Here is an 18,541-nt window from a genome sequence, read left to right on the forward strand (position 1 = left end):
GCCTCATAGGTAACGCTGCCTCCCGTACTGCGCGAACTCATCGTCCAGCGACTTTTTGTCATCGTCGTCCATGGCCCGGTACATCGGCCCACCGCGTCCCGCCCACCGGTACACCACCTCGTCGGTGTGCCAGCGATCCTGCTGCAGTTCGCGTTTGAGTACCTTGTTGGACCCGGTGACCGGCAGGTTCTTCGACACCCGCAGGAACCGCGGAATTCCTTTGGTTCCCAGGTCATCCTGGCCGGCCAGGTAGGACACGAAGGCCGCGGCGTCGAAGCCGTCGGGATCGGCCACCTCGATCGCGGCCATCACCTGATCGCCCGAACGCGGATCGGGGACCGCGTACGCACCGGCTGCCACCACTTCGGGGTGGCGGCGCAGGACCCGCTCGATGTTCAGTGCCGAGGTGTTCTCACCGTCCACCCGGATCCAGTCCCCGCGTCGGCCGGCGAAGTAGATGAACCCCGCTTCGTCGAGATAGCCGAGATCGCCGGTCCAGTACCAGCCGTTGCGGATGCGTTCGGCATTGGCCTCGTCGTTCTTGTAGTAGCCCTCGAACGTGCGGGTGCCGAATTTGTCGACGATCTCGCCCACGGCGTCGTCGGGGTTGAGAACGCGGCCGTGCTCATCGAAAACCGCCGGTACACAGTCGTTCAGCGATTCGGGGTCGATGATCGCCACTCCCTGATGGGCGGGGCGGCCCAGTGCGCCCGCCGGCATGTCGGGGGCCAGGACCACGGCCCCGCCGCCTTCGCTCGAGCCGTAGCCCTCGAACAGTTCGGCACCGAAGCGGCGCCGGAACTCGTTCTGGTCATCGGGCGAGGCCTCGGTGCCGAAGCCGCGGACCAATGAGTTCTCGGCGTCGTCAGGCTGTTCCGCGGTGGCCATCAGGTAGCCGAGCGCCTTGCCCACGTAGGTGAAGAACGTCGCACCGAAATACCGCACGTCCGGCAGGAATCCGGACGCCGAGAACGCCGGTGTCAGGCACACCGTCGCGCCGACCGACAGCGCCGGCGCCCACAGCGCCATGATCGCGTTGCCGTGGAACAGCGGCATGCAGCAATACTCCACGTCCTCGCGCACGTGGCCGAACTTCTCCGCGGCCGCGTAGGCGATCCGGGCCAGCCTGCCCTGGCTGCACTTGACCGCCTTGGACGTGCCCGTCGTCCCGGAGGTGAACAGCAGCAAGAGCAGAGACTGGTCGTCCACGCCCTCGCCAGCAGCGATTTGTGCCCGGTTTTCCGCGCTTACCGCGGGCTTTCGTGCACAAATCGCGTCTTGATAGGCCAGGTCGTCGACGACCAGGAACCGATCGGGCTGCAGGCCGAGGTCCAGGCCCCGCAGCCGCTCGGCACCGGCGGTATCGGTGACGATCAATTGGCAATCGGCATGGCGGATTTCGGCCGCCATCTCAGCAGCGCCGCGGGTCGGGTTGATCCCCACGATCGTCGCACCGGCGAGGGCGGCACCGCCCAGCCAGAACAGGAAGTCCGGCACGTTGTCGAGGAGGACGCCGATATGGAAGGGACCTTCGATTGGGCACGAGCCGCGGAGCTCCGTTGCGTACGCCCCGCGCGCGGCGGACTCTGCGACCACCTCGTCCCAGGTCCAGTCCCGCTCGCGGGTGCGCAGGCCGAGATGCTGATCGCCGACGCGGTCGAGCAGCATCTGGGCGACCGAGTCGCGCACTGCGTCAGGCATGAGCCTCGGCGGCGGCGCGCTTCTGGTCGATGTAGGCCTGCGGCAGGTCTTCCTGGCCCAGCCGGGTCACGCTGACCGGGCCGGTCTGGTAGGCGTCCTCACCGACGATCAGGCCGTCGGCGTCGATCGGCCAGTTGATGAGCTGACGGAACAGCAGCAGATAGTCGCCGTCCGGATCGTCGACCTCGACGCCGATCGCCTGCGCGGCTGCGCCCGGATAGATCATCTTCATCCAGCCTTCGGTCATCACCAGATCATCGTCGACGGCGAGGCGATCGATCTCGAAAACGAGGTGGTTGGCACCGCTGGCGACGAATGCCTCGTAATAGGCGCGCACACCCTCGGTGGTCTTGGGGCCCATATCGGCATTGGCGTACCAGAAGTGGTAGTCCGGGTTCGGGCTCAGAGTCGCCATGAGCCGGTCCATATCGGGCTCGGCCTCGGCCTTCATGTGCTCGAGGACGACGCCGAGCACCTGCCGGTGCCGCTCGTTGGTGGTGACGGCGAGACGTTCTTCCACGGGGACCCAGGTCTTGGTCGGGTCGATGACGGCCATGGCGGCCTCCTTGTGTCGGTCAGCTTGCAGTGGGCTGTTGTGGGCTGCACCGCAATCCTGGCCAATCACGTGATGCCCGTCACCCGCCATACGTCGGTCGATTCCGCCAATTCATCCGACAATTGTCGGGCGGTCGGCCTCCGGAGTACCGCGCCTACAGCAGGTCCGCGTCGGCCAGTTCGGCCGACGACATCGCGATGCGCCGCACCATGAGCACCAGCGTGCCCAGAAAGCGGTCCACCGGATCCTCGAAATCCCACCCCATCGCGGCCTGCACCCGTGCCAACCGGGCCGCGACCGTGCTGTGGTGCACGTGCATTTCGGCGGCCGTCCGCCGCAGCGAGCCGTAGACGAAGAACGCCTCGGTGGTCCGCACATCGAGATCCCCGGCGGGCGTTGACGCAATCTCGTTGATACGGGCCACATCTCGATTGCGTCGCACCCGGTCGATCGGGAGGTCGGCCAGCAGCTCCAGCGAGCTCAGCCGCTCGTAGGCCACCACGCGCCTGCCGAATCCGGTCGACGACGCGAACCGCAAGGCGCGGACGGCTTCGTGCCACGAGGTCGACGCGCTGAATGCGTTGCCCACCGAGCCGATTCCGATCCACGGGCCCGACGCCGTGCCGGTGTTCACCACCGCCGGAAACCGTTCGACGACGAGGCGCTCCAGGCGGTCCGAGAGCTCCCGCATGTCGAACGATCCCTGGCACACGATGGCGGTCGCGTTGCCGATCACCGCCGACCGCACCGTCGGCGCGGCCAGTTCATCGGTGATGAGGCGCAGGGTCTCCCGCGGCGAATGTCCCGACGCTGCCAGCACGCACGTCGGCCTGGACTCGTCGAGGCCCAGGAGCCGGATCGCCCGGGCCCGGTCTTCGCGATGTTCTTTGGCCGACAGCACCACCTCGAGCAGCGCAGGATCGCCCAGGTGCGGAGTCCCGCTCACCCCGGTCCGCGCAGCGAGATGACCTACCAGTCGTCGCAGACGGTCGAGGAGCACCTCGTCCAAGGGATGCCCGGATCCGTCACGTTCCACCCAGACCACGGTCTCGTGGCGATCGGATGCCGGCGAGGCGCCGTCGTCGATCGGATCGAGGCGTCCGGACGCGTCGTAACGGACGACGGTGCCGCCCGGCCAACGAACACCCACCGGGCACCCGGCGATCAGCGCGGCAAACCGTACCGCTGCATCAGCATTGGCCTCTTGTTCCTCCAGCGCGTCGAACTGCGCGACGAGCCGGAGCACCGAGGCGGGATCGCTGCCCAGTTCAGAGAGCAGAACCGGCGCCGTGGTCATGATCGAGAGCGTAGGCCCAGAGCCCACCCCACCGTCAGGCCACAGCACACTGCCCCCACCGGAGTGACACGCGCCACGCCCACCTCTCTTAGACCAGTCTTAGGGTTACCGATAACATCGGGACCCATGACGAGCGTTACCGAGCCGTCCGCCGAGCACCAGGTGGACATCCACACCACTGCAGGCAAGCTGGCTGACCTCAAGAGGCGGGCCGAGGAGACGCTGCATCCCGTCGGCGAAGCCGCCGTGGACAAGGTGCACGCCAAGGGCAAGCTGACCGCCCGCGAGCGCATCCTGGCCCTCCTCGATGAGGGGTCGTTCGTCGAACTCGACGCGCTGGCCAAGCACCGCAGCACCAACTTCGGCCTGGAGAACAACCGGCCGCTGGGCGACGGTGTGATCACCGGCTACGGCACCATCGACGGTCGCGACGTCTGCATCTTCAGCCAGGACGCCACGGTGTTCGGCGGCAGCCTCGGTGAGGTCTACGGCGAGAAGATCGTCAAAGTCCAGGAGCTGGCCATCAAGACGGGCCGCCCGCTGATCGGCATCAACGACGGCGCCGGCGCCCGCATCCAGGAGGGCGTGGTCTCCCTCGGCCTGTACAGCCGGATCTTCCACAACAACATCAAGGCCTCGGGTGTCATCCCGCAGATCTCGTTGATCATGGGTGCCGCGGCCGGTGGCCACGTCTACTCCCCCGCGCTGACCGACTTCATCGTCATGGTCGACCAGACCAGCCAGATGTTCATCACCGGCCCGGACGTCATCAAGACCGTCACTGGCGAGGACGTCACCATGGAGGAGCTGGGCGGCGCCCACACCCACATGGCCAAGTCCGGCACCGCGCACTACGTCGCCTCCGGCGAGCAGGACGCCTTCGAGTACGTCCGCGACCTGCTGAGCTACCTGCCCCCGAACAACTACGCCGAGCCGCCGCACTACCCGGTGGCCCCGGCGCAGGGCTCGATCGAGGAGACCCTGACCGACGAGGACATCGAGCTCGACACGCTGATCCCGGATTCGCCGAATCAGCCGTACGACATGCACGAGGTCATCACCCGCATCCTCGACGACGACGAGTTCCTCGAGGTGCAGGCCGGTTACGCCGGCAACATCGTGGTCGGCTTCGGCCGGGTCGACGGCCGCCCGGTGGGCATCGTGGCCAACCAGCCCACCCAGTTCGCGGGCTGCCTCGACATCAACGCCTCGGAGAAGGCCGCCCGGTTCATCCGGACCTGCGACTGCTACAACATCCCGATCGTCCTGCTGGTCGACGTCCCGGGCTTCCTGCCGGGCACCGACCAGGAGTACAACGGCATCATCCGGCGCGGCGCCAAGCTGCTCTACGCCTACGGTGAGGCCACCGTCGCCAAGGTCACCGTCATCACCCGCAAGTCCTACGGCGGCGCGTACTGCGTGATGGGCTCCAAGGACATGGGCGCCGACGTCGTGGTGGCCTGGCCGACGGCCCAGATCGCCGTGATGGGCGCCTCCGGTGCCGTCGGCTTCGTGTACCGGTCCGAGCTCAAGGAAGCGGCCAAGAACGGCGAGGACGTCGATGCGCTGCGCCTGGAGTTGCAGCAGACCTACGAGGACACTCTGGTCAACCCCTACATCGCCGCTGAGCGCGGATACGTCGACGCGGTCATCCCCCCGTCGCACACCCGTGGCTACGTGGCCAACGCCCTGCGACTGCTGGAGCGCAAGATCATCCAGATGCCGCCGAAGAAGCACGGGAACATCCCACTGTGAGCGGGGCGAACGATTCAGCCACTGTGAGCGGGGCGAGCGAGGCGACTGCGGCTGACGAGACCGCCACAGAAGACGTCAAGGCAGACCACCAGGCGCACATCAAGGTGCTGCGCGGTCAGCCCACCGATGAGGATATGGCCGCACTGATGGCCATCCTCGGCACCGCCGGTGGCGGCGACGAGGGCCCCGTGGTTCGCGACCGCAACCTGTGGGGGCATCCGGTGGACAAGCTGCGCTACTCGATCTACAGCTGGCAGCGCATCACGCTGTGGGAGCGCACCCACATGCGGCGCTAGATGACCCGGGTTGTCCTGGGTTCGGCATCGACAGGCCGGCTTGGCGTTCTTCGCCAGGCCGGCCTCGATCCGTTGGTGGTGGTGTCCGGTGTCGACGAGGACGCCGTCATCGCGTCGTTGGCCGAAGCCCCACCCGAGCGGGTGGTGAGCGGGCTGGCCGCCGCGAAGGCCGACGAAGTGTTCATCCACCTGCCCGCGGCCGTCGCCGGAGACTGTGTCGTCATCGGCTGTGACTCGATGCTGTTCCTCGACGGGCAGCTGTGTGGCAAGCCCGGAGATGTCGATACCGCGCGCCGGCAATGGCAGTCGATGTCGGGCCGGACGGCTCAGCTGTATTCGGGCCACGCGGTGCTCGTCGTCCGTGACGGCGCCGTCGCCCATCGCATCGCCGATACCGGAATCACCGCAGTGCATTTCGGCTCACCGACCGACGCGGACCTGGAGGCGTATCTCGAAAGCGGCGAACCACTCGGTGTCGCAGGCGGTTTCACGCTCGACGGGTTGGGTGGCTGGTTCATCGAAGGCATCGACGGCGATCCGTCCAATGTGATCGGGTTGAGCCTGCCGTTGCTGCGCCGGATGCTTGCGACCGCCGGGCTTTCCATCGCGGATCTGTGGGCAAGCCGCCCAGAGTGACCGAATTGCAACCTTTTGAATGACGGCGCGCCGCGCCGATGTCCCGAATAGTCTCAACCACGGGTTGACACTGGGCCGATGCCAGTCGAAGAAACTATGTGGGATGTTCGCGTGGCACGCGACTTCGAGACATGCGACCTGGAGCGGCTGCGCGCCGCATTCGCCGACATCATCTCCAAGCGACTGTCGCCGGGTAAGCGATTGCTGCGTGTGGTGACCTGGTCACAGAACGGCGGCTCTCTCTTCCGCGCCAACAACGGGGCCCGCCGCTTCGCCGTGGCCTACGAGGTCGCGTTCACCGCGTAACTCACCGCCGTGGCGCCGCGTCGAGCTTCGGAATCACATTGCCGGGCTTGGCAGGCACGAGAACCGTCCCGTGCGCGTCGACGATCGGTGAGTCGGTGACCAACTGGATTCCCGGATCGATATAGAAGGTCTGCGTTTTGATCTCGTTCGACTGCGCGATATTGCGAGTGGTGCACGCATCGGACGCGGCGCCGTCGACTTGCGGCACATCGGGTTCCCAGCTCAGATTGGCTTGCACCGGAACCGGATTCACACCACGCGGCGCATATCTGGTGACGCGGGTGACGCACTGGTACCAGCCCTTGGGTGTGCCGAGGCTCTTGATATCGCCCGTAAAGATGTTCGGCGGTTTCAGATAGAACACTTCGTAGTCCACCCCGGGCGACCGCCCTTGCGGCTTCTCCACATAGCCGATGATCGGTAGCGGGCCGCGACTCTCGGGCGGCGGCGGCTGATACGCCGCGACGGCCTTGTCCCAATCGTCCTTCTTCTGCTGCTCAGCTTCGGCAGCCACCTTGTCACGCTCCGTCGACCACGCCAGCCCGGCGAGAATGACTGCCGCGACGATGACGAACAGGCCGCCGAGAGCCTGCATTCCGTACCCGGCCTCACTGGGTTCGTTGGCTTCGGGGTTCTTGTACTTCCACGATTCGGTGGCCCACCAGATCTTCCTGGGCCGCAGCAGCATGAACAGGCCCAGCGGTATGCCGATCACCAGGCAGAGGATCGCAAGCGCCACGGCAAACAGCCTAAGACCGCACGCCGGGCCCCCGATGCGGCAATCTGCACCGGTCGTGGGCACTGCCACGCCGCGGTTATCCGGACCGACGGTACGCTCTTGGTGTGCCGCTGCCTGCTGATCCCAGCCCCACTCTTGCCGAGTACGCCCATCCGGAGCGCCTGGTCACCGCCGACTGGCTGGCCAGCAATCTGGGCCGGCCCGGTTTGGCCATCGTCGAGTCCGACGAGGACGTCTTGCTCTACGACACCGGCCACATCCCGGGCGCCGTCAAGATCGACTGGCATCTCGACCTCAACGACCCCAACGTGCGTGACTACATCAACGGTGAGCAGTTTGCCGAACTGATGGACCGCAAGGGCATCAGCCGCGACGACACCGTCGTCATCTACGGCGACAAGAGCAACTGGTGGGCGGCCTACGCGCTGTGGGTGTTCACCTTGTTCGGTCACCCCGATGTGCGCCTGCTCGACGGCGGCCGCGACCTGTGGGTCTCCCACGGCCGCGACACCACCCTTGAGGTACCCACCCGGCAGTCCAGTGGCTACCCGGTCGTGGAGCGCAACGACGCCCCGATCCGCGCCTACCGGAACGACGTCCTCGACATCCTCGGTAAGCAGCCGCTGATCGACGTCCGCTCGCCCCAGGAGTACACAGGCGAACGCACTCACATGCCCGACTACCCGGAAGAGGGCGCGCTCCGCGGCGGGCACATCCCCACCGCGAAGTCGATCCCGTGGGCCAAGGCCGCCAGGGACAGCGGTCAGTTCCGCAGCCGCGCCGAGCTCGAGGAGCTCTACGGCTTCCTCACCCCCGACGACGAGACGGTGGTGTACTGCCGGATCGGTGAGCGCTCCAGCCACACCTGGTTCGTGCTGACCCACCTGCTCGGCCTGCCCGGTGTGCGCAACTACGACGGCTCGTGGACCGAATGGGGCAATGCCGTGCGCGTGCCCGTCGCGGTCGGTCCTGATCCGGGCGAAGCGCCGTGACGATGCCGGCCGCCCTGGCTGAGGTCGTCTCCGACTTCCAGGAGGTGGCCGGCCAGGACAAGTTGCAGCTGTTGTTGGAGTTCGCCAACGAGTTGCCGCCCTTGCCGACTCATCTCGAGGAGGCGGCCATGGAACCCGTTCCGGAGTGCCAGTCGCCGTTGTTCCTGGATGTCGACGCGTCCGACCGGGGCAAAGTACGGCTGTACTTCAGCGCTCCCCCGGAGGCCCCGACAACGCGCGGGTTCGCCGCGATCCTGGCCACCGGCCTCGACGGCCAGTCCGCCGATGACATCCTGGCGGTGCCCGACGACTTCTACACCGCGCTGGGCCTGGCCGCCTTGATCAGCCCGCTGCGGCTTCGCGGCATGTCGGCGATGCTGGCCCGGATCAAGCGGCGGCTGCGCGGAGCCTGAGCGCCCTCACGGGTCTGTCCGCAGTTCCTCGGTGAGTTCGGGGACGACGTTGCCCGGCGCCGCGGGCAGGATCTCGGCTCCGGACTGATCGACGATGGCCGAGTCGGTCACGATCGTGGTGCTTGCCGTTGCACCGTTCAGTGACACCTTGTGAATGTTGCGACCGATGCCGACATGGCATTGGTCGTTCTGTTTCATATCGCCGAGTTGTTCAGGTGCCCAAGTGAGTTCAGGGCTCACGCCCATTCGATCGCCATCGGCTTTGACCACGTTGGCCGAGGTGTAGCACGGATAGCTGAACCTGTCCGACATCCTGCGGATGTAGTCGTGTACCGCATCTCCTGGCGCCAGGTAATACACGGTCACCGCCGGCCCGGCGGGGAACTCCTCGGCGAAATAGCCGATCACCGGCAGCTGTCCGCGCTTCTCCGGTGCAGGGACGACAAAGGCCCTCTCAGCCGCCTGGCGCTGTTCCTCGGCTTCGCGGCGGTCCTTCCGCTGGAAGTCACTGTGAAGAATCGACGCGCCCAGAAACAGCGCCAGCAGGATCACGAAAACCCCACCCGCCCGGGTCATCCCATAAGCCGCGTCACTCGGCTCGTTGGCCTCCGGATTGCTGAACTTCCAGGACTGAGTGGCCCACCAGATGCGCCGCGGTGAGGCCGCCATGACCCCGCCCACCAACACGCCCACGACGATCACCAAAATCCCCGCACCCACGGGCCAACAGTAATGGCGTCGGCGTGTCCGTCGAGACGGCAATTTCGCGCGTCAGCAGGACCGATGGGTTCACTGACAGATTTCCGCCAAAACCTACTCACCGGTAACCGATACCGGATTGGGAAGCCTCAAGGTGCGGCGCATAAACTGCCCGCGATAGATTCTTAAAGACGTTTCTTAGAGAACTGCCGAGGAGGCACCGTGGCCAACCACGCCAGCTCAAAGATCTCCAAGGTGCTGGTCGCCAATCGCGGGGAGATCGCGGTCCGGGTGATCCGTGCCGCCAAAGACGCTGGACTTGCCAGCGTGGCCGTGTATGCCGAACCTGACGCCGATGCACCGCACGTGCGGCTCGCCGATGAAGCTTTTGCCCTGGGGGGACAGACCTCAGCCGAGTCGTACCTGGTCTTCGAGAAGATCCTGGACGCCGCCGCGAAGTCCGGCGCCAACGCCATCCACCCGGGTTACGGCTTCCTGTCGGAGAACGCCGACTTCGCCCAGGCCGTGCTGGATGCCGGGCTGATCTGGATCGGGCCGAGCCCGCAGTCGATCCGCGATCTCGGTGACAAGGTCACCGCCCGCCACATCGCCGCGCGCGCCCAGGCGCCGCTGGTGCCCGGAACGCCCGAGCCCGTCAAGGACGCCGACGAGATCGTGGCGTTCGCCAAGGAACACGGCGTTCCGATCGCCATCAAGGCCGCCTTCGGCGGTGGCGGTCGCGGCATGAAGGTGGCCCGCACCATCGAGGAGATCCCGGAACTGTTCGACTCGGCGACCCGCGAGGCCGTCGCAGCGTTCGGCCGCGGCGAGTGCTTCGTCGAGCGCTACCTGGACAAGCCGCGCCACGTCGAAGCGCAGGTGATCGCCGATACGCACGGCAACGTCGTCGTCGCAGGCACCCGCGACTGCTCGCTGCAGCGCCGCTTCCAGAAGCTCGTCGAGGAGGCGCCCGCGCCGTTCCTCTCCGACGCGCAGCGCAAGGAGATCCACGAGTCCGCCAAGCGCATCTGCAAGGAGGCCGGCTATTACGGTGCCGGCACCGTTGAGTACCTGGTTGGCCAGGACGGCCTGATCTCCTTCCTCGAGGTCAACACCCGTCTGCAGGTGGAACACCCGGTCACCGAGGAGACCTCGGGCATCGACCTCGTACTGCAGCAGTTCAAGATCGCCAACGGCGAGGCCCTGGACATCACCGAGGATCCGACCCCGCGCGGCCACTCGTTCGAGTTCCGCATCAACGGTGAGGACGCCGGCCGCGGCTTCCTGCCCGCTCCCGGCCCGGTCACCAAGTTCGAGGCCCCGACAGGCCCGGGCGTCCGGATGGACTCCGGTGTGGAGAGCGGATCGGTCATCGGCGGTCAGTTCGACTCGATGCTGGCCAAGCTGATCGTCACCGGCGCCACCCGCGAGGAGGCCCTGGCCCGTTCGCGCCGTGCGCTGGCCGAGTTCAACGTCGAGGGCCTGGCGACTGTCATCCCGTTCCATCGCGCCGTGACCGCCGACCCGGCTTTCATCGGCGACGGCGAGAAGTTCGACGTCCACACCCGCTGGATCGAGACCGAGTGGGACAACACCGTCGAGCCGTTCACCGGTGGCGATCCGATCGAGGAAGAGGACACCATTCCTCGTCAGACCGTGGTCGTCGAGGTCGGTGGCCGTCGCCTCGAGGTGTCGCTGCCCGGTGACCTCGCGCTCGGCGGTGGCGGCGCAAGCGGTGGTGCCGGCAATGTCCTTCGCAAGAAGCCCAAGGCCCGCAAGCGCGGTGGCGGCGGCGCCACGGCGGCGTCGGGTGACTCGGTGACCGCACCCATGCAGGGCACCGTGGTCAAGGTGGCCGTCGAGGAGGGCCAGGAAGTCGCCGCAGGCGACCTCGTGGTGGTCCTGGAGGCCATGAAGATGGAGAACCCGGTGACGGCCCACAAGGACGGTGTCATCACCGGCCTGGCCGTCGAGGCGGGTGCCGCCATCACCCAGGGCACCGTGATCGCCGAGATCAAGTAACGCCCAGTCTTTTCCCGCGAGGCTGTAGTCACCGCACCCGGTGGCTGCAGCCTCGCGGCGTTTCAGGCGGGCGGCTATGGAACGCTGGTCGTGTGGAACCTGTGGAGATCAACAACGGCCAGTGGTATCTGCGTGGACTGCGCGCCGACGACCGCGTCGACGACCGGCCCGCGCTCACCGACCTGGGCGAGGACGACCTGGACTACGTTCACGACGCCACGGACGGCTGGGCCGATGACACCCGGTACACCTGGGCGGTGTGCGAACCGACCACCGGTGAGCTGCTCGCCGAGGTCGTCCTCGATCCCGTCACCGGATTCCTGAGCAGTCGGGGCCGCCCCGGCTTCGAGGACGCCGCCGCCATCTCGGAGGACACCGTGCGGCGCTACGCGACGCAGGTGCTCGGGCTGGAGGTGCACACGTGAGCACACCCGCGAATCCCAAGGTGGTCACGGTGACCGGTGCGGCCGGCCAGATCGGCTACGCCGCGCTGTTCCGCATCGGGGCGGGTGCCCTGCTGGGCCGTGACGTCCCGGTGAAGCTGCGCCTGCTGGAACTGCCCTCAGCGGTCCGTGCGGCCGAAGGCGTCGTCATGGAGCTGGTCGACAGCGCCTTCGATCTGCTGGTCGACATCGAGATTCACGACGACCCGGTGCGGGCGTTCGACGGTGTCGACGTCGCGCTGCTGGTCGGGGCCCGGCCGCGCAGTAAAGGCATGGAACGCGCCGACCTGTTGGCCGCGAACGCCGCGATCTTCGCCGACTCCGGCAAGGCCCTGAACTCCGGTGCGGCCAACGACGTGCGCATCGTCGTGGTCGGCAATCCGGCGAACACCAACGCACTGGTGGCCTCCGCGCACGCCCCCGACATCCCGGCTGAGCGGTTCACCGCACTGACCCGGCTCGACCACAACCGGGCCGTCGCCGCCCTGGCCACCCACGCGGGTGTGCACGTCACCGACGTGTCCCGGGTGACCGTGTGGGGCAACCACTCCCCGAGCATGTACCCCGACATCTTCCACGCGGTGGTCGACGGGCGGCCCGGCTCGGAGTTCGCATCAGACACCGACTGGCTGACCAACGACTTCATCCCGACCGTCGCCACCCGCGGTACCGCGATCATCGAGGCGCGGGGCACCTCGTCGGCGGCGTCGGCCGCCAACGCCGCCATCGACCACGTCCGGGACTGGGTGGACGGCACCGACCCCGATGACTGGACGTCGGTGGCACTGCCGTCCCCCGGTGTCTACGGGGTCCCCGAGGGGGTGGTGGCCTCGCTGCCGGTGCGCGCGTTCGACGGAGCGTGGGAGATCGTGGAGGGCCTGGAGATCAACGAGTTCTCCCGGGCCCGTATCGACGCGTCGGTGGCCGAACTGCTCGACGAGCGCCACGCGGTCGAACGGCTCGGTCTGCTGTAGCCCTTGGGCGGCTTTCACCCACCGTGAATCGTGCGGAATAAGCAGGCCGGCAACCCGAACTGCCCTGTGCCGGCGGACCGGCCGTACTGGAGCTCCTAACCTCGGCGCATGCCAACTCGTCCTTCGGCACACCCGTTTGCGGGCCGCACCATCGTCCTCATCGGCGGCGGTTCAGGCATCGGCCTGGCCACCGCCCGCCTGGTCGTTGCCGGGAAGGGCGCCGTCGTCTTGGGCGGCCGCACGCCCGAGCGGCTGGCCTCGGCCGCGGCAACCCTCGGCCCACAAGCCGATTGGCATCGGGTCGACACCGCTGACCAGGATTCGGTCGACGCGTTCTTCGATTTCGTCGCTACCAGGTTCGGCTCCGTCCACGGCCTGTTCACCACCGCCGCCGACTACCTGACCGGTCCGATGGCCCGGCTCAGCATCGATGAGGCGGCCACGGCGTTCGACTCCAAGTTCTGGGGTCAGTACCGCGTGGTCAAGTCGGCGATTCCGGTGCTGAGCCCGGACGCCGCGATCGTGTTGATGTCGGGCGCCGCCAGTGCCCGCCCGGCTGCGGTCGCTCCCGCGTACAGCGCGGCCAACGCGGCGATCGAAGGCCTGGCCCGTGGGTTGGCTGTGGAATTGGCACCGGTGACCGTCAACGCCATTGCCCCGGGCACGGTCGAGGGCAATCTGTGGAGCCGGCGCGATCCGGCCATCCGGGAACAGGCGTTCACGGCCTATCGTGACGCCTCCACCATCGGGCGGTTGGCCGACGAGGATGAGATCGCGCAGTCGGTGGGCTACCTGCTCAGCAGCCGGATCACTACCGGTTCCACACTCTTCCCAGATGGCGGGTACGCCTTCCGCTGACTGGGTGGTCAGCGCTCGTCGATGTCGACACCGGTCGCCAGGTCACCGCATTCCACGGCGATGACGTCGTCGCGGCCACCGAGAAACGCTCGGGCGCCCTGGTCGCCGCGCAGCGCCGCGCCGAGCGCCGCAAGGTGGCGGCGGGCCACGACGACGGGGTGACCCGGGCGGCCCTGGTAGATGGCGCGGGCCAGGCCGGAGCCCGAGCTGCGCGCTGCGCCAAGGACCCGGGCCACGACGTCGGCGCCGACATCGGGGGTGTCGACGATATGCAGCACGACCCACTCGGCCGAGCCGACCTCCCCCAGCCCCTCGCGCACCGACGCGCTCATGCCGTCCGCCCAGCGTGTGGCCACCACAGCGCGAGCGGGCGCAGGGACATCGACCACAGCGGCGCCGAGCACGACGATCACATCGTCACAGCCACCCCCGGCGAGCGCTGTCACGGCCAGCGCCAGCCAATCACCTCTTTCAGCAAGAACTTTCGGCATTCCGAATCGGCTGCCGGCGCCGGCGGCCAGGAGCACCCCGGCAACGGCGTGGGTGTTCGGCATGCGAACAGTTTGACCTTGAACTATAAGAATCCGCTCAGACAAATTGTCCGGTGACGTTGATCGCGGTAGGGTCCGGTACAGGTTGAGTTCACAGCCGCAGCGAGCGTCATCGACATACGCGCGGGAACTCGTATCGTTGTCGATCGGCGCCGCACCAACAGTACGAATACACGTATTTCGACTGATGGAGCCATAAATGACCGTCTTCTCGACGAATGCACTGGTCGACCGGACCGACGAATCGCCCGCGGCGTTTGCGACGCGCTGGCTGCCGCCGTCAACGGCGGTGATCAGAGCCCGCGGCGAGATCGATGCCGTCAACGCAGCCGATTTCGCCGATTACGCGTTGCGGAACACCGCCAAGGCCGAGCGGGTCACGGTCGACCTCACCGATGTCGAATTCTTCGGTACGGCAGGATTTTCCGCCCTCATGGCCATCGAAGTGCGTTGCTCGGCAGCCAATATCCACTGGGCGCTGGTGCCCAGCAAGGCAGTAACGCGCCTGCTGCGTGTCTGCGACCCGGATTCGGCGTTGCCCACGTGCTACAGCGTGGCCGCAGCCCTGTCCAGCCTGAACGGCAAAACCTCGCTACTGCAGCTGGTCACGAAGTCGCGCTAGCGATTTCGCCAACAGTCTCGATACGTGCATCTGCGACACCCCGACCCGCTCGGCGATCTGCGTCTGTGTCATGGATTCGAAGAATCGCAGCACCAGCACCGTCCGTTCCCGTTCAGGTAGTTGAGCCAGCAACGGCCGCAACGTTTCTCGATTGTCGATCTGATCCAGGCCGGTGTCCACATCGCCGAGCGTGTCGACGATCGCCGGCGCCTCCTCGTCACCCCCGCCGCCGCTGTCGATCGACAGCGTGTTGTACGAGCTGCCCGCAACCAGACCTTCGATCACCTCTTCGCGGTCCATGTCGAGTTCGACGGCAAGCTCAGAAGCCGTCGGGGCACGACCCAACCGCTGAGACAGCTCCGCTGTCGCCGCGCCGAGCCGCAGGTGCAGTTCCTTGAGCCGCCGCGGCACCTTCACCGACCAGCTGTTGTCCCGGAAGTGCCGCCGGACCTCCCCCATGATCGTCGGCACGGCGAACGACACGAAGTCTGATCCGGCGTCCACATCGAATCGGTTGACCGCGTTGACCAACCCGACCCTCGCCACCTGGATCAGGTCTTCACGGGGTTCACCGCGGCCGTCGAACCGCCGCGCGATGTGATCGGCGAGCGGCAGGCACCGCTCGACGATGCGCTCACGTTGACGTTCGTAGGCCGACGAGTCCTCGGACAGTCCGCCGAGTTCGCGGAACATCTCGCGAACGTCCGCATATTCCGACGTCACCGCAGCAGGCTCGCTCGCCTCGTCATCAGGGTGATGCCGAATACCTGGCCGGTGTCAGGCCCGTCACCGTCGGTGAAGGTCTTGACCTCGTCGGTCAGGGAACTCAACACGTGCCAGCTGAAGCTGCCCGGCTCGACCACCGCGGCACCCGTGCAGGTGGTGGAGGCGGTGATCACCACCGTCTCGTCACCGGGGTCGACGGTCAGATGCAGGCTCGATTCCGGAACTGCGGCCCGGATCAGGGCGGTGCAGGCCTCGTCGACGGCGAGCCGCAGATCGGCGACGACGTCGAAATCAAGGTCCTCGAATGCTGCGATCGCAGCGACCAGTGTGCGCACTACGGCCAGGTTCTCCAGCCTGGCAGCGACCCGAATCTCCACCGACCGCTCCGCGCGGCTCAGTGGCTTGGATTGGCCCGGTTCCTCGGCCATCTCACCTCCCGACATCTCGGATCGACAGTATCCCAGTTGGGAGGCCTCGCCTTCGACACCGGCACTCCTTTCCCGCACCCTGACAGGGGCCCGCGTGAGGTCCCCGGGCAGGGATGCCCATCGCGGCGCAACCCGAAACCTGTGATGAACGTGGGATTATCGACGGTATGGATCCGGACCGTCCCGAGCTGGATCAGTCCTGGGACAAGACCGCCCGCCACGAAACCGAAGCGGAGCGGCTGGATCGTAACTGGAGCAGTCTGCTGCAGGAACTGCGCGTCGTGCAGACCGGTGTTCAGCTGCTCACCGGCCTGCTGTTGACTCTGCCTTTCCAGGAACGGTTCTCGATGCTCGACGAGCCCATGCGGATCGTCTATCTCGTGACCGTCGCCTGTTCGGCCGCTGCCACCGCCCTGCTGGTCGCCCCCGTGGGCATGCATCGCATCCTGTTCCGGAGGCACCGGTTGAACCTGCTGGTCTCCGCCGCGCACCGGTGCGCGTTCATCGGGCTCGTGATGCTCGGGCTCGCGATGACCGGGGTGACCGAGTTGATCTTCGACACGGTTGCCGGACGCGAGGCCGGGGTGATCGCTGGGGCGACCGCCCTTGCAACCTTCGCAGGGGTCTGGCTGGCGCTGCCGTTTGCGATGCGTCTGGGTCATCCGATGTCGACCGGACCCTCAGCCGAACTCGGCGCGCAGCGCGGCCAGTAACGGCTTTGCCGCCTCGTCGAGGAACTGTTGCTGGCCCTGATCTCCGATCTGGACCAGGGCGACATCGGTGTATCCCGCATCGACAAACGGGGCCACGGCCGCGACGATCGCATCCAGGTCCGGTCCACACGGGATGGCACCGGCAACGTCCTCCGGACGCACGTACCGGCTTGCCGCGGCGAATCCGGCAGGGGTCGGCAGGTCCGCGTTGACCGCCCAGCCGCCACCGAACCAGCGGAACTGGTCATGGGCCCGCTCGACTGCCGCATCGCGGTCGGGGTCCCAGCACACCGGAACCTGTCCGATGGCCCGACCCTCGGGCAGCACGCCGGTCGCCTGTCGGCACCGATGCCAGCCCTCGACGACCGCCCGGTCTGGTGCGACGTTGATCAGATGATCGGCGGCCACGGCCAGCCTCTCGACAGACTTCTCACCGGTCATCGAGACAGCGATGGTCACAGGGACCTCGGGCACATCCCAGATGCGCGCCGAGCTCACTTCGAAGAACTCGCCCCTGAAGTCGATCAGCTCCCCGCTGAGCAACTCACGGATCACCTTGATCGCCTCGGCCAGCATGTCGAGGCGACGGTCCATCGTCGGCCAACCCCTACCCACGACATGCTCGTTGAGGTTCTCACCGCTACCGAGACCAAGGGTGAACCGGCCATCGGCCATGATCTGCACGGTGGCAGCCTGCTGGGCGACGATCGCCGGGTGATACCTGATCGTCGGACAGGTCACGTACGAGTACAACTCCACGGTCTCGGTGGCGTGGGCGACCGCTCCCAGTACGGGCCATGCATTGGGGGCGTGCCCCTGGCTGGCCAGCCATGGGCTGAAGTGGTCACTACTCACCTCGAAGTCGAAGCCGGCCTGCTCTGCCGATACCGCATAGTCGACAAGCTCCCGCGGGCCGCTCTGCTCGGTCATCAGGGTGTATCCGAATCTGGCCATGCCGCTGGAATACCCGTGCAGAAGTCCCCGAAACTGGGTATGCGGACGCCATGACCGAATCACAGGCTCTGCAGACACAGCACAACAGCGGGCGGCGGATGCGGATCTCGCTCACCTGGGTACTGGTCCTGTTGACGGTGCCCGCTGCCGTCGCGGTGTACCTGTACGGCATGGCCGCGGTGATGAGCATGGCCGGTTGCACCGGCGAGGGGTGCGCGAGCAAGGGGCCGGGAGAATTCTGGTTCGGGATCCTGTTCTACGGCGCGCCCGTGGTGCCCGTGGTCACCATCGCCGTATCGATCTTCACCTCGCGACTGCGGTACGGCGTACTGGTCCCGGTAGTCGGATTAGCATTGTTGGCAATCGATTTCGCGGTACTGGCGCTCACCTTCTGAGCACACACCGCATCACGAGACAGGGACCCGGCCGCGGAGCGGCCGGGTCGGTCGGCGTACGCCTCAGCTGCTGGGCCGCTGGCGCATCACGCCGGGATGATCTGTGTACCAGCGATCCTCGATGCGGCGGACCCGCATGTGTTCGAGCGCCAGCCACATCGACCCGATGACGAATCCGGCCGCAGACAAGGTGCCTACGGTCAGGCCGACGTCGGAGTGGCCGGTGGCGAACGCCGCCAAGGTGCCGACGAACAACACCAACCCGACGAAGATCAAGATCAGCGCGGGCATGATGACGTTGTCCTTCATCGACTCGCCGGCATGTGGCCGGGTTGTCCGGGAATGGTCAACTGGATCTTTTGGGCCGTGCATGGCTGCTCCTTCCCGCCACTACTAGCCCCACCTGCCGTGCATGGGCTGTCTCCACGGTAGATCTCCTGGGCAGGTCTGGCGAGTAAAACATCA

Annotated in this window: 23 protein-coding genes; 13 read left to right on the top strand and 10 right to left on the bottom strand. The window is 66.8% G+C overall.

Features of this window, described 5'->3' with window-relative positions; translation table 11 throughout:
• Positions 1-3: 3 nt before the first annotated feature.
• The 3 genes from ACNQVK_RS28300 to ACNQVK_RS28310 all read right to left on the bottom strand — a co-directional run bounded on the left by ACNQVK_RS28300 (position 4) and on the right by ACNQVK_RS28310 (position 3,554).
• The gene (locus tag ACNQVK_RS28300) at positions 4-1,701 is read right to left on the bottom strand and encodes an AMP-binding protein (RefSeq protein ID WP_418032179.1); all 1,698 of its coding nucleotides are present in this window, start codon (positions 1,699-1,701) and stop codon (positions 4-6) included.
• Positions 1,694-2,257 carry a nuclear transport factor 2 family protein gene (locus ACNQVK_RS28305; RefSeq protein ID WP_418032180.1) on the bottom strand — a complete coding sequence of 188 codons (564 nt, stop codon included), beginning with the start codon at positions 2,255-2,257 and terminating at the stop codon, positions 1,694-1,696. Before ACNQVK_RS28305 ends, ACNQVK_RS28300 begins: the two co-directional genes overlap by 8 nt.
• A gap of 154 nt (positions 2,258-2,411) precedes the next feature.
• Positions 2,412-3,554 carry a PucR family transcriptional regulator gene (locus ACNQVK_RS28310; RefSeq protein WP_418032181.1) on the bottom strand — a complete coding sequence of 381 codons (1,143 nt, stop codon included), beginning with the start codon at positions 3,552-3,554 and terminating at the stop codon, positions 2,412-2,414.
• 126 nt (positions 3,555-3,680) lie between these two features.
• Here ACNQVK_RS28310 and ACNQVK_RS28315 point away from each other — a divergent pair, with 126 nt between their 5' ends.
• The 4 genes from ACNQVK_RS28315 (at position 3,681) to ACNQVK_RS28330 (ending at position 6,547) form a co-directional block, all read left to right on the top strand.
• Positions 3,681-5,309, top strand: coding sequence for an acyl-CoA carboxylase subunit beta (locus ACNQVK_RS28315; RefSeq protein WP_418032182.1), 1,629 nt, complete (start codon positions 3,681-3,683; stop codon positions 5,307-5,309).
• A 23-nt stretch (positions 5,310-5,332) separates the two neighbouring features.
• Positions 5,333-5,605 (top strand): acyl-CoA carboxylase subunit epsilon, encoded by a 273-nt coding sequence (locus tag ACNQVK_RS28320; RefSeq protein WP_418032183.1) that lies wholly within the window; start codon positions 5,333-5,335, stop codon positions 5,603-5,605.
• Positions 5,606-6,241, top strand: coding sequence for a Maf family protein (locus ACNQVK_RS28325; protein WP_418032184.1), 636 nt, complete (start codon positions 5,606-5,608; stop codon positions 6,239-6,241). It begins immediately after the preceding gene.
• A 78-nt stretch (positions 6,242-6,319) separates the two neighbouring features.
• Positions 6,320-6,547 carry a hypothetical protein gene (locus ACNQVK_RS28330; protein ID WP_234927067.1) on the top strand — a complete coding sequence of 76 codons (228 nt, stop codon included), beginning with the start codon at positions 6,320-6,322 and terminating at the stop codon, positions 6,545-6,547.
• A gap of 1 nt (position 6,548) precedes the next feature.
• Here the strand turns inward: ACNQVK_RS28330 and ACNQVK_RS28335 are convergent, their stop codons facing one another.
• Positions 6,549-7,286, bottom strand: coding sequence for a DUF6199 family natural product biosynthesis protein (locus ACNQVK_RS28335; protein WP_418032185.1), 738 nt, complete (start codon positions 7,284-7,286; stop codon positions 6,549-6,551).
• 104 nt (positions 7,287-7,390) lie between these two features.
• Between ACNQVK_RS28335 and ACNQVK_RS28340 the strand changes: the two genes are divergently transcribed.
• Both ACNQVK_RS28340 and ACNQVK_RS28345 read left to right on the top strand, forming a co-directional pair.
• Positions 7,391-8,278, top strand: coding sequence for a sulfurtransferase (locus ACNQVK_RS28340; RefSeq protein ID WP_418032186.1), 888 nt, complete (start codon positions 7,391-7,393; stop codon positions 8,276-8,278).
• A gap of 2 nt (positions 8,279-8,280) precedes the next feature.
• Positions 8,281-8,691: a SufE family protein gene (locus tag ACNQVK_RS28345; RefSeq protein WP_418034394.1), complete on the top strand. Its 411-nt coding sequence runs from the start codon at positions 8,281-8,283 to the stop codon at positions 8,689-8,691.
• A gap of 6 nt (positions 8,692-8,697) precedes the next feature.
• Here ACNQVK_RS28345 and ACNQVK_RS28350 read toward each other — a convergent pair whose 3' ends face one another.
• Positions 8,698-9,411 carry a DUF6199 family natural product biosynthesis protein gene (locus ACNQVK_RS28350; RefSeq protein WP_418032187.1) on the bottom strand — a complete coding sequence of 238 codons (714 nt, stop codon included), beginning with the start codon at positions 9,409-9,411 and terminating at the stop codon, positions 8,698-8,700.
• A 201-nt stretch (positions 9,412-9,612) separates the two neighbouring features.
• On the opposite strand from ACNQVK_RS28350, the gene ACNQVK_RS28355 reads away from it, so the two are divergent.
• The 4 genes from ACNQVK_RS28355 to ACNQVK_RS28370 all read left to right on the top strand — a co-directional run bounded on the left by ACNQVK_RS28355 (position 9,613) and on the right by ACNQVK_RS28370 (position 13,687).
• Positions 9,613-11,412, top strand: a complete 1,800-nt coding sequence (locus tag ACNQVK_RS28355; protein WP_418032188.1) for a biotin carboxylase N-terminal domain-containing protein — start codon at positions 9,613-9,615, stop codon at positions 11,410-11,412.
• 92 nt (positions 11,413-11,504) lie between these two features.
• Positions 11,505-11,837: a hypothetical protein gene (locus tag ACNQVK_RS28360; RefSeq protein WP_044516625.1), complete on the top strand. Its 333-nt coding sequence runs from the start codon at positions 11,505-11,507 to the stop codon at positions 11,835-11,837.
• Positions 11,834-12,829, top strand: coding sequence for a malate dehydrogenase (locus ACNQVK_RS28365; RefSeq protein ID WP_418032189.1), 996 nt, complete (start codon positions 11,834-11,836; stop codon positions 12,827-12,829). The genes ACNQVK_RS28360 and ACNQVK_RS28365 overlap by 4 nt, the downstream gene beginning before the upstream one ends.
• Before the next feature lie 108 nt (positions 12,830-12,937).
• On the top strand, positions 12,938-13,687 hold the full coding sequence (locus tag ACNQVK_RS28370) for an SDR family oxidoreductase (protein WP_418032190.1): 750 nt from the start codon (positions 12,938-12,940) through the stop codon (positions 13,685-13,687).
• Positions 13,688-13,695: 8 nt separating this feature from the next.
• Here ACNQVK_RS28370 and ACNQVK_RS28375 read toward each other — a convergent pair whose 3' ends face one another.
• A complete protein-coding gene (locus tag ACNQVK_RS28375; RefSeq protein ID WP_418032191.1) occupies positions 13,696-14,241 on the bottom strand; it encodes a nucleotidyltransferase family protein in 546 nt (181 codons plus the stop codon).
• A 196-nt stretch (positions 14,242-14,437) separates the two neighbouring features.
• Here ACNQVK_RS28375 and ACNQVK_RS28380 point away from each other — a divergent pair, with 196 nt between their 5' ends.
• On the top strand, positions 14,438-14,860 hold the full coding sequence (locus ACNQVK_RS28380; RefSeq protein WP_418032192.1) for an STAS domain-containing protein: 423 nt from the start codon (positions 14,438-14,440) through the stop codon (positions 14,858-14,860).
• Here the strand turns inward: ACNQVK_RS28380 and ACNQVK_RS28385 are convergent.
• Positions 14,831-15,553: an RNA polymerase sigma factor SigF gene (locus ACNQVK_RS28385; RefSeq protein WP_418034396.1), complete on the bottom strand. Its 723-nt coding sequence runs from the start codon at positions 15,551-15,553 to the stop codon at positions 14,831-14,833. The genes ACNQVK_RS28380 and ACNQVK_RS28385 overlap by 30 nt on opposite strands.
• 26 nt (positions 15,554-15,579) lie before the next feature.
• The gene (locus tag ACNQVK_RS28390; RefSeq protein ID WP_211157995.1) at positions 15,580-16,014 is read right to left on the bottom strand and encodes an ATP-binding protein; all 435 of its coding nucleotides are present in this window, start codon (positions 16,012-16,014) and stop codon (positions 15,580-15,582) included.
• 167 nt (positions 16,015-16,181) lie between these two features.
• Between ACNQVK_RS28390 and ACNQVK_RS28395 the strand changes: the two genes are divergently transcribed.
• Entirely contained in the window at positions 16,182-16,727 is a 546-nt protein-coding gene (locus ACNQVK_RS28395; RefSeq protein ID WP_409549564.1) for a DUF6328 family protein, read from the top strand.
• Here ACNQVK_RS28395 and ACNQVK_RS28400 read toward each other — a convergent pair.
• Positions 16,695-17,681, bottom strand: coding sequence for an LLM class F420-dependent oxidoreductase (locus ACNQVK_RS28400; protein WP_409549565.1), 987 nt, complete (start codon positions 17,679-17,681; stop codon positions 16,695-16,697). The genes ACNQVK_RS28395 and ACNQVK_RS28400 overlap by 33 nt on opposite strands.
• 50 nt (positions 17,682-17,731) lie before the next feature.
• On the opposite strand from ACNQVK_RS28400, the gene ACNQVK_RS28405 reads away from it, so the two are divergent.
• A complete protein-coding gene (locus ACNQVK_RS28405; protein ID WP_409549566.1) occupies positions 17,732-18,076 on the top strand; it encodes a hypothetical protein in 345 nt (114 codons plus the stop codon).
• Positions 18,077-18,139: 63 nt separating this feature from the next.
• On the opposite strand, the gene usfY is transcribed toward ACNQVK_RS28405, so the two are convergent.
• On the bottom strand, positions 18,140-18,448 hold the full coding sequence (gene usfY, locus ACNQVK_RS28410; protein ID WP_044519284.1) for a protein UsfY: 309 nt from the start codon (positions 18,446-18,448) through the stop codon (positions 18,140-18,142).
• Between the last annotated feature and the right edge of the window lie 93 nt (positions 18,449-18,541).

The sequence above is a fragment of the Mycobacterium sp. 134 genome, assembly GCF_048282715.1.
GTDB lineage: Bacteria > Actinomycetota > Actinomycetes > Mycobacteriales > Mycobacteriaceae > Mycobacterium > Mycobacterium septicum.

Coding starts and splice junctions, on each gene's coding strand:
- ACNQVK_RS28405 (WP_409549566.1), top strand. CDS start 17,732: ATGACCGAATCACAGGCTCTGCAGACACAGCACAACAGCGGGCGGCGG.
- ACNQVK_RS28310 (WP_418032181.1), bottom strand. CDS start 3,554: ATGACCACGGCGCCGGTTCTGCTCTCTGAACTGGGCAGCGATCCCGCC.
- ACNQVK_RS28325 (WP_418032184.1), top strand. CDS start 5,606: ATGACCCGGGTTGTCCTGGGTTCGGCATCGACAGGCCGGCTTGGCGTT.
- ACNQVK_RS28370 (WP_418032190.1), top strand. CDS start 12,938: ATGCCAACTCGTCCTTCGGCACACCCGTTTGCGGGCCGCACCATCGTC.
- ACNQVK_RS28330 (WP_234927067.1), top strand. CDS start 6,320: ATGCCAGTCGAAGAAACTATGTGGGATGTTCGCGTGGCACGCGACTTC.
- ACNQVK_RS28400 (WP_409549565.1), bottom strand. CDS start 17,681: ATGGCCAGATTCGGATACACCCTGATGACCGAGCAGAGCGGCCCGCGG.
- ACNQVK_RS28395 (WP_409549564.1), top strand. CDS start 16,182: ATGGATCCGGACCGTCCCGAGCTGGATCAGTCCTGGGACAAGACCGCC.
- ACNQVK_RS28305 (WP_418032180.1), bottom strand. CDS start 2,257: ATGGCCGTCATCGACCCGACCAAGACCTGGGTCCCCGTGGAAGAACGT.
- usfY (WP_044519284.1), bottom strand. CDS start 18,448: ATGCACGGCCCAAAAGATCCAGTTGACCATTCCCGGACAACCCGGCCA.
- ACNQVK_RS28315 (WP_418032182.1), top strand. CDS start 3,681: ATGACGAGCGTTACCGAGCCGTCCGCCGAGCACCAGGTGGACATCCAC.
- ACNQVK_RS28385 (WP_418034396.1), bottom strand. CDS start 15,553: ATGTTCCGCGAACTCGGCGGACTGTCCGAGGACTCGTCGGCCTACGAA.
- ACNQVK_RS28390 (WP_211157995.1), bottom strand. CDS start 16,014: ATGGCCGAGGAACCGGGCCAATCCAAGCCACTGAGCCGCGCGGAGCGG.
- ACNQVK_RS28375 (WP_418032191.1), bottom strand. CDS start 14,241: ATGCCGAACACCCACGCCGTTGCCGGGGTGCTCCTGGCCGCCGGCGCC.
- ACNQVK_RS28300 (WP_418032179.1), bottom strand. CDS start 1,701: ATGCCTGACGCAGTGCGCGACTCGGTCGCCCAGATGCTGCTCGACCGC.
- ACNQVK_RS28380 (WP_418032192.1), top strand. CDS start 14,438: ATGACCGTCTTCTCGACGAATGCACTGGTCGACCGGACCGACGAATCG.
- ACNQVK_RS28345 (WP_418034394.1), top strand. CDS start 8,281: ATGCCGGCCGCCCTGGCTGAGGTCGTCTCCGACTTCCAGGAGGTGGCC.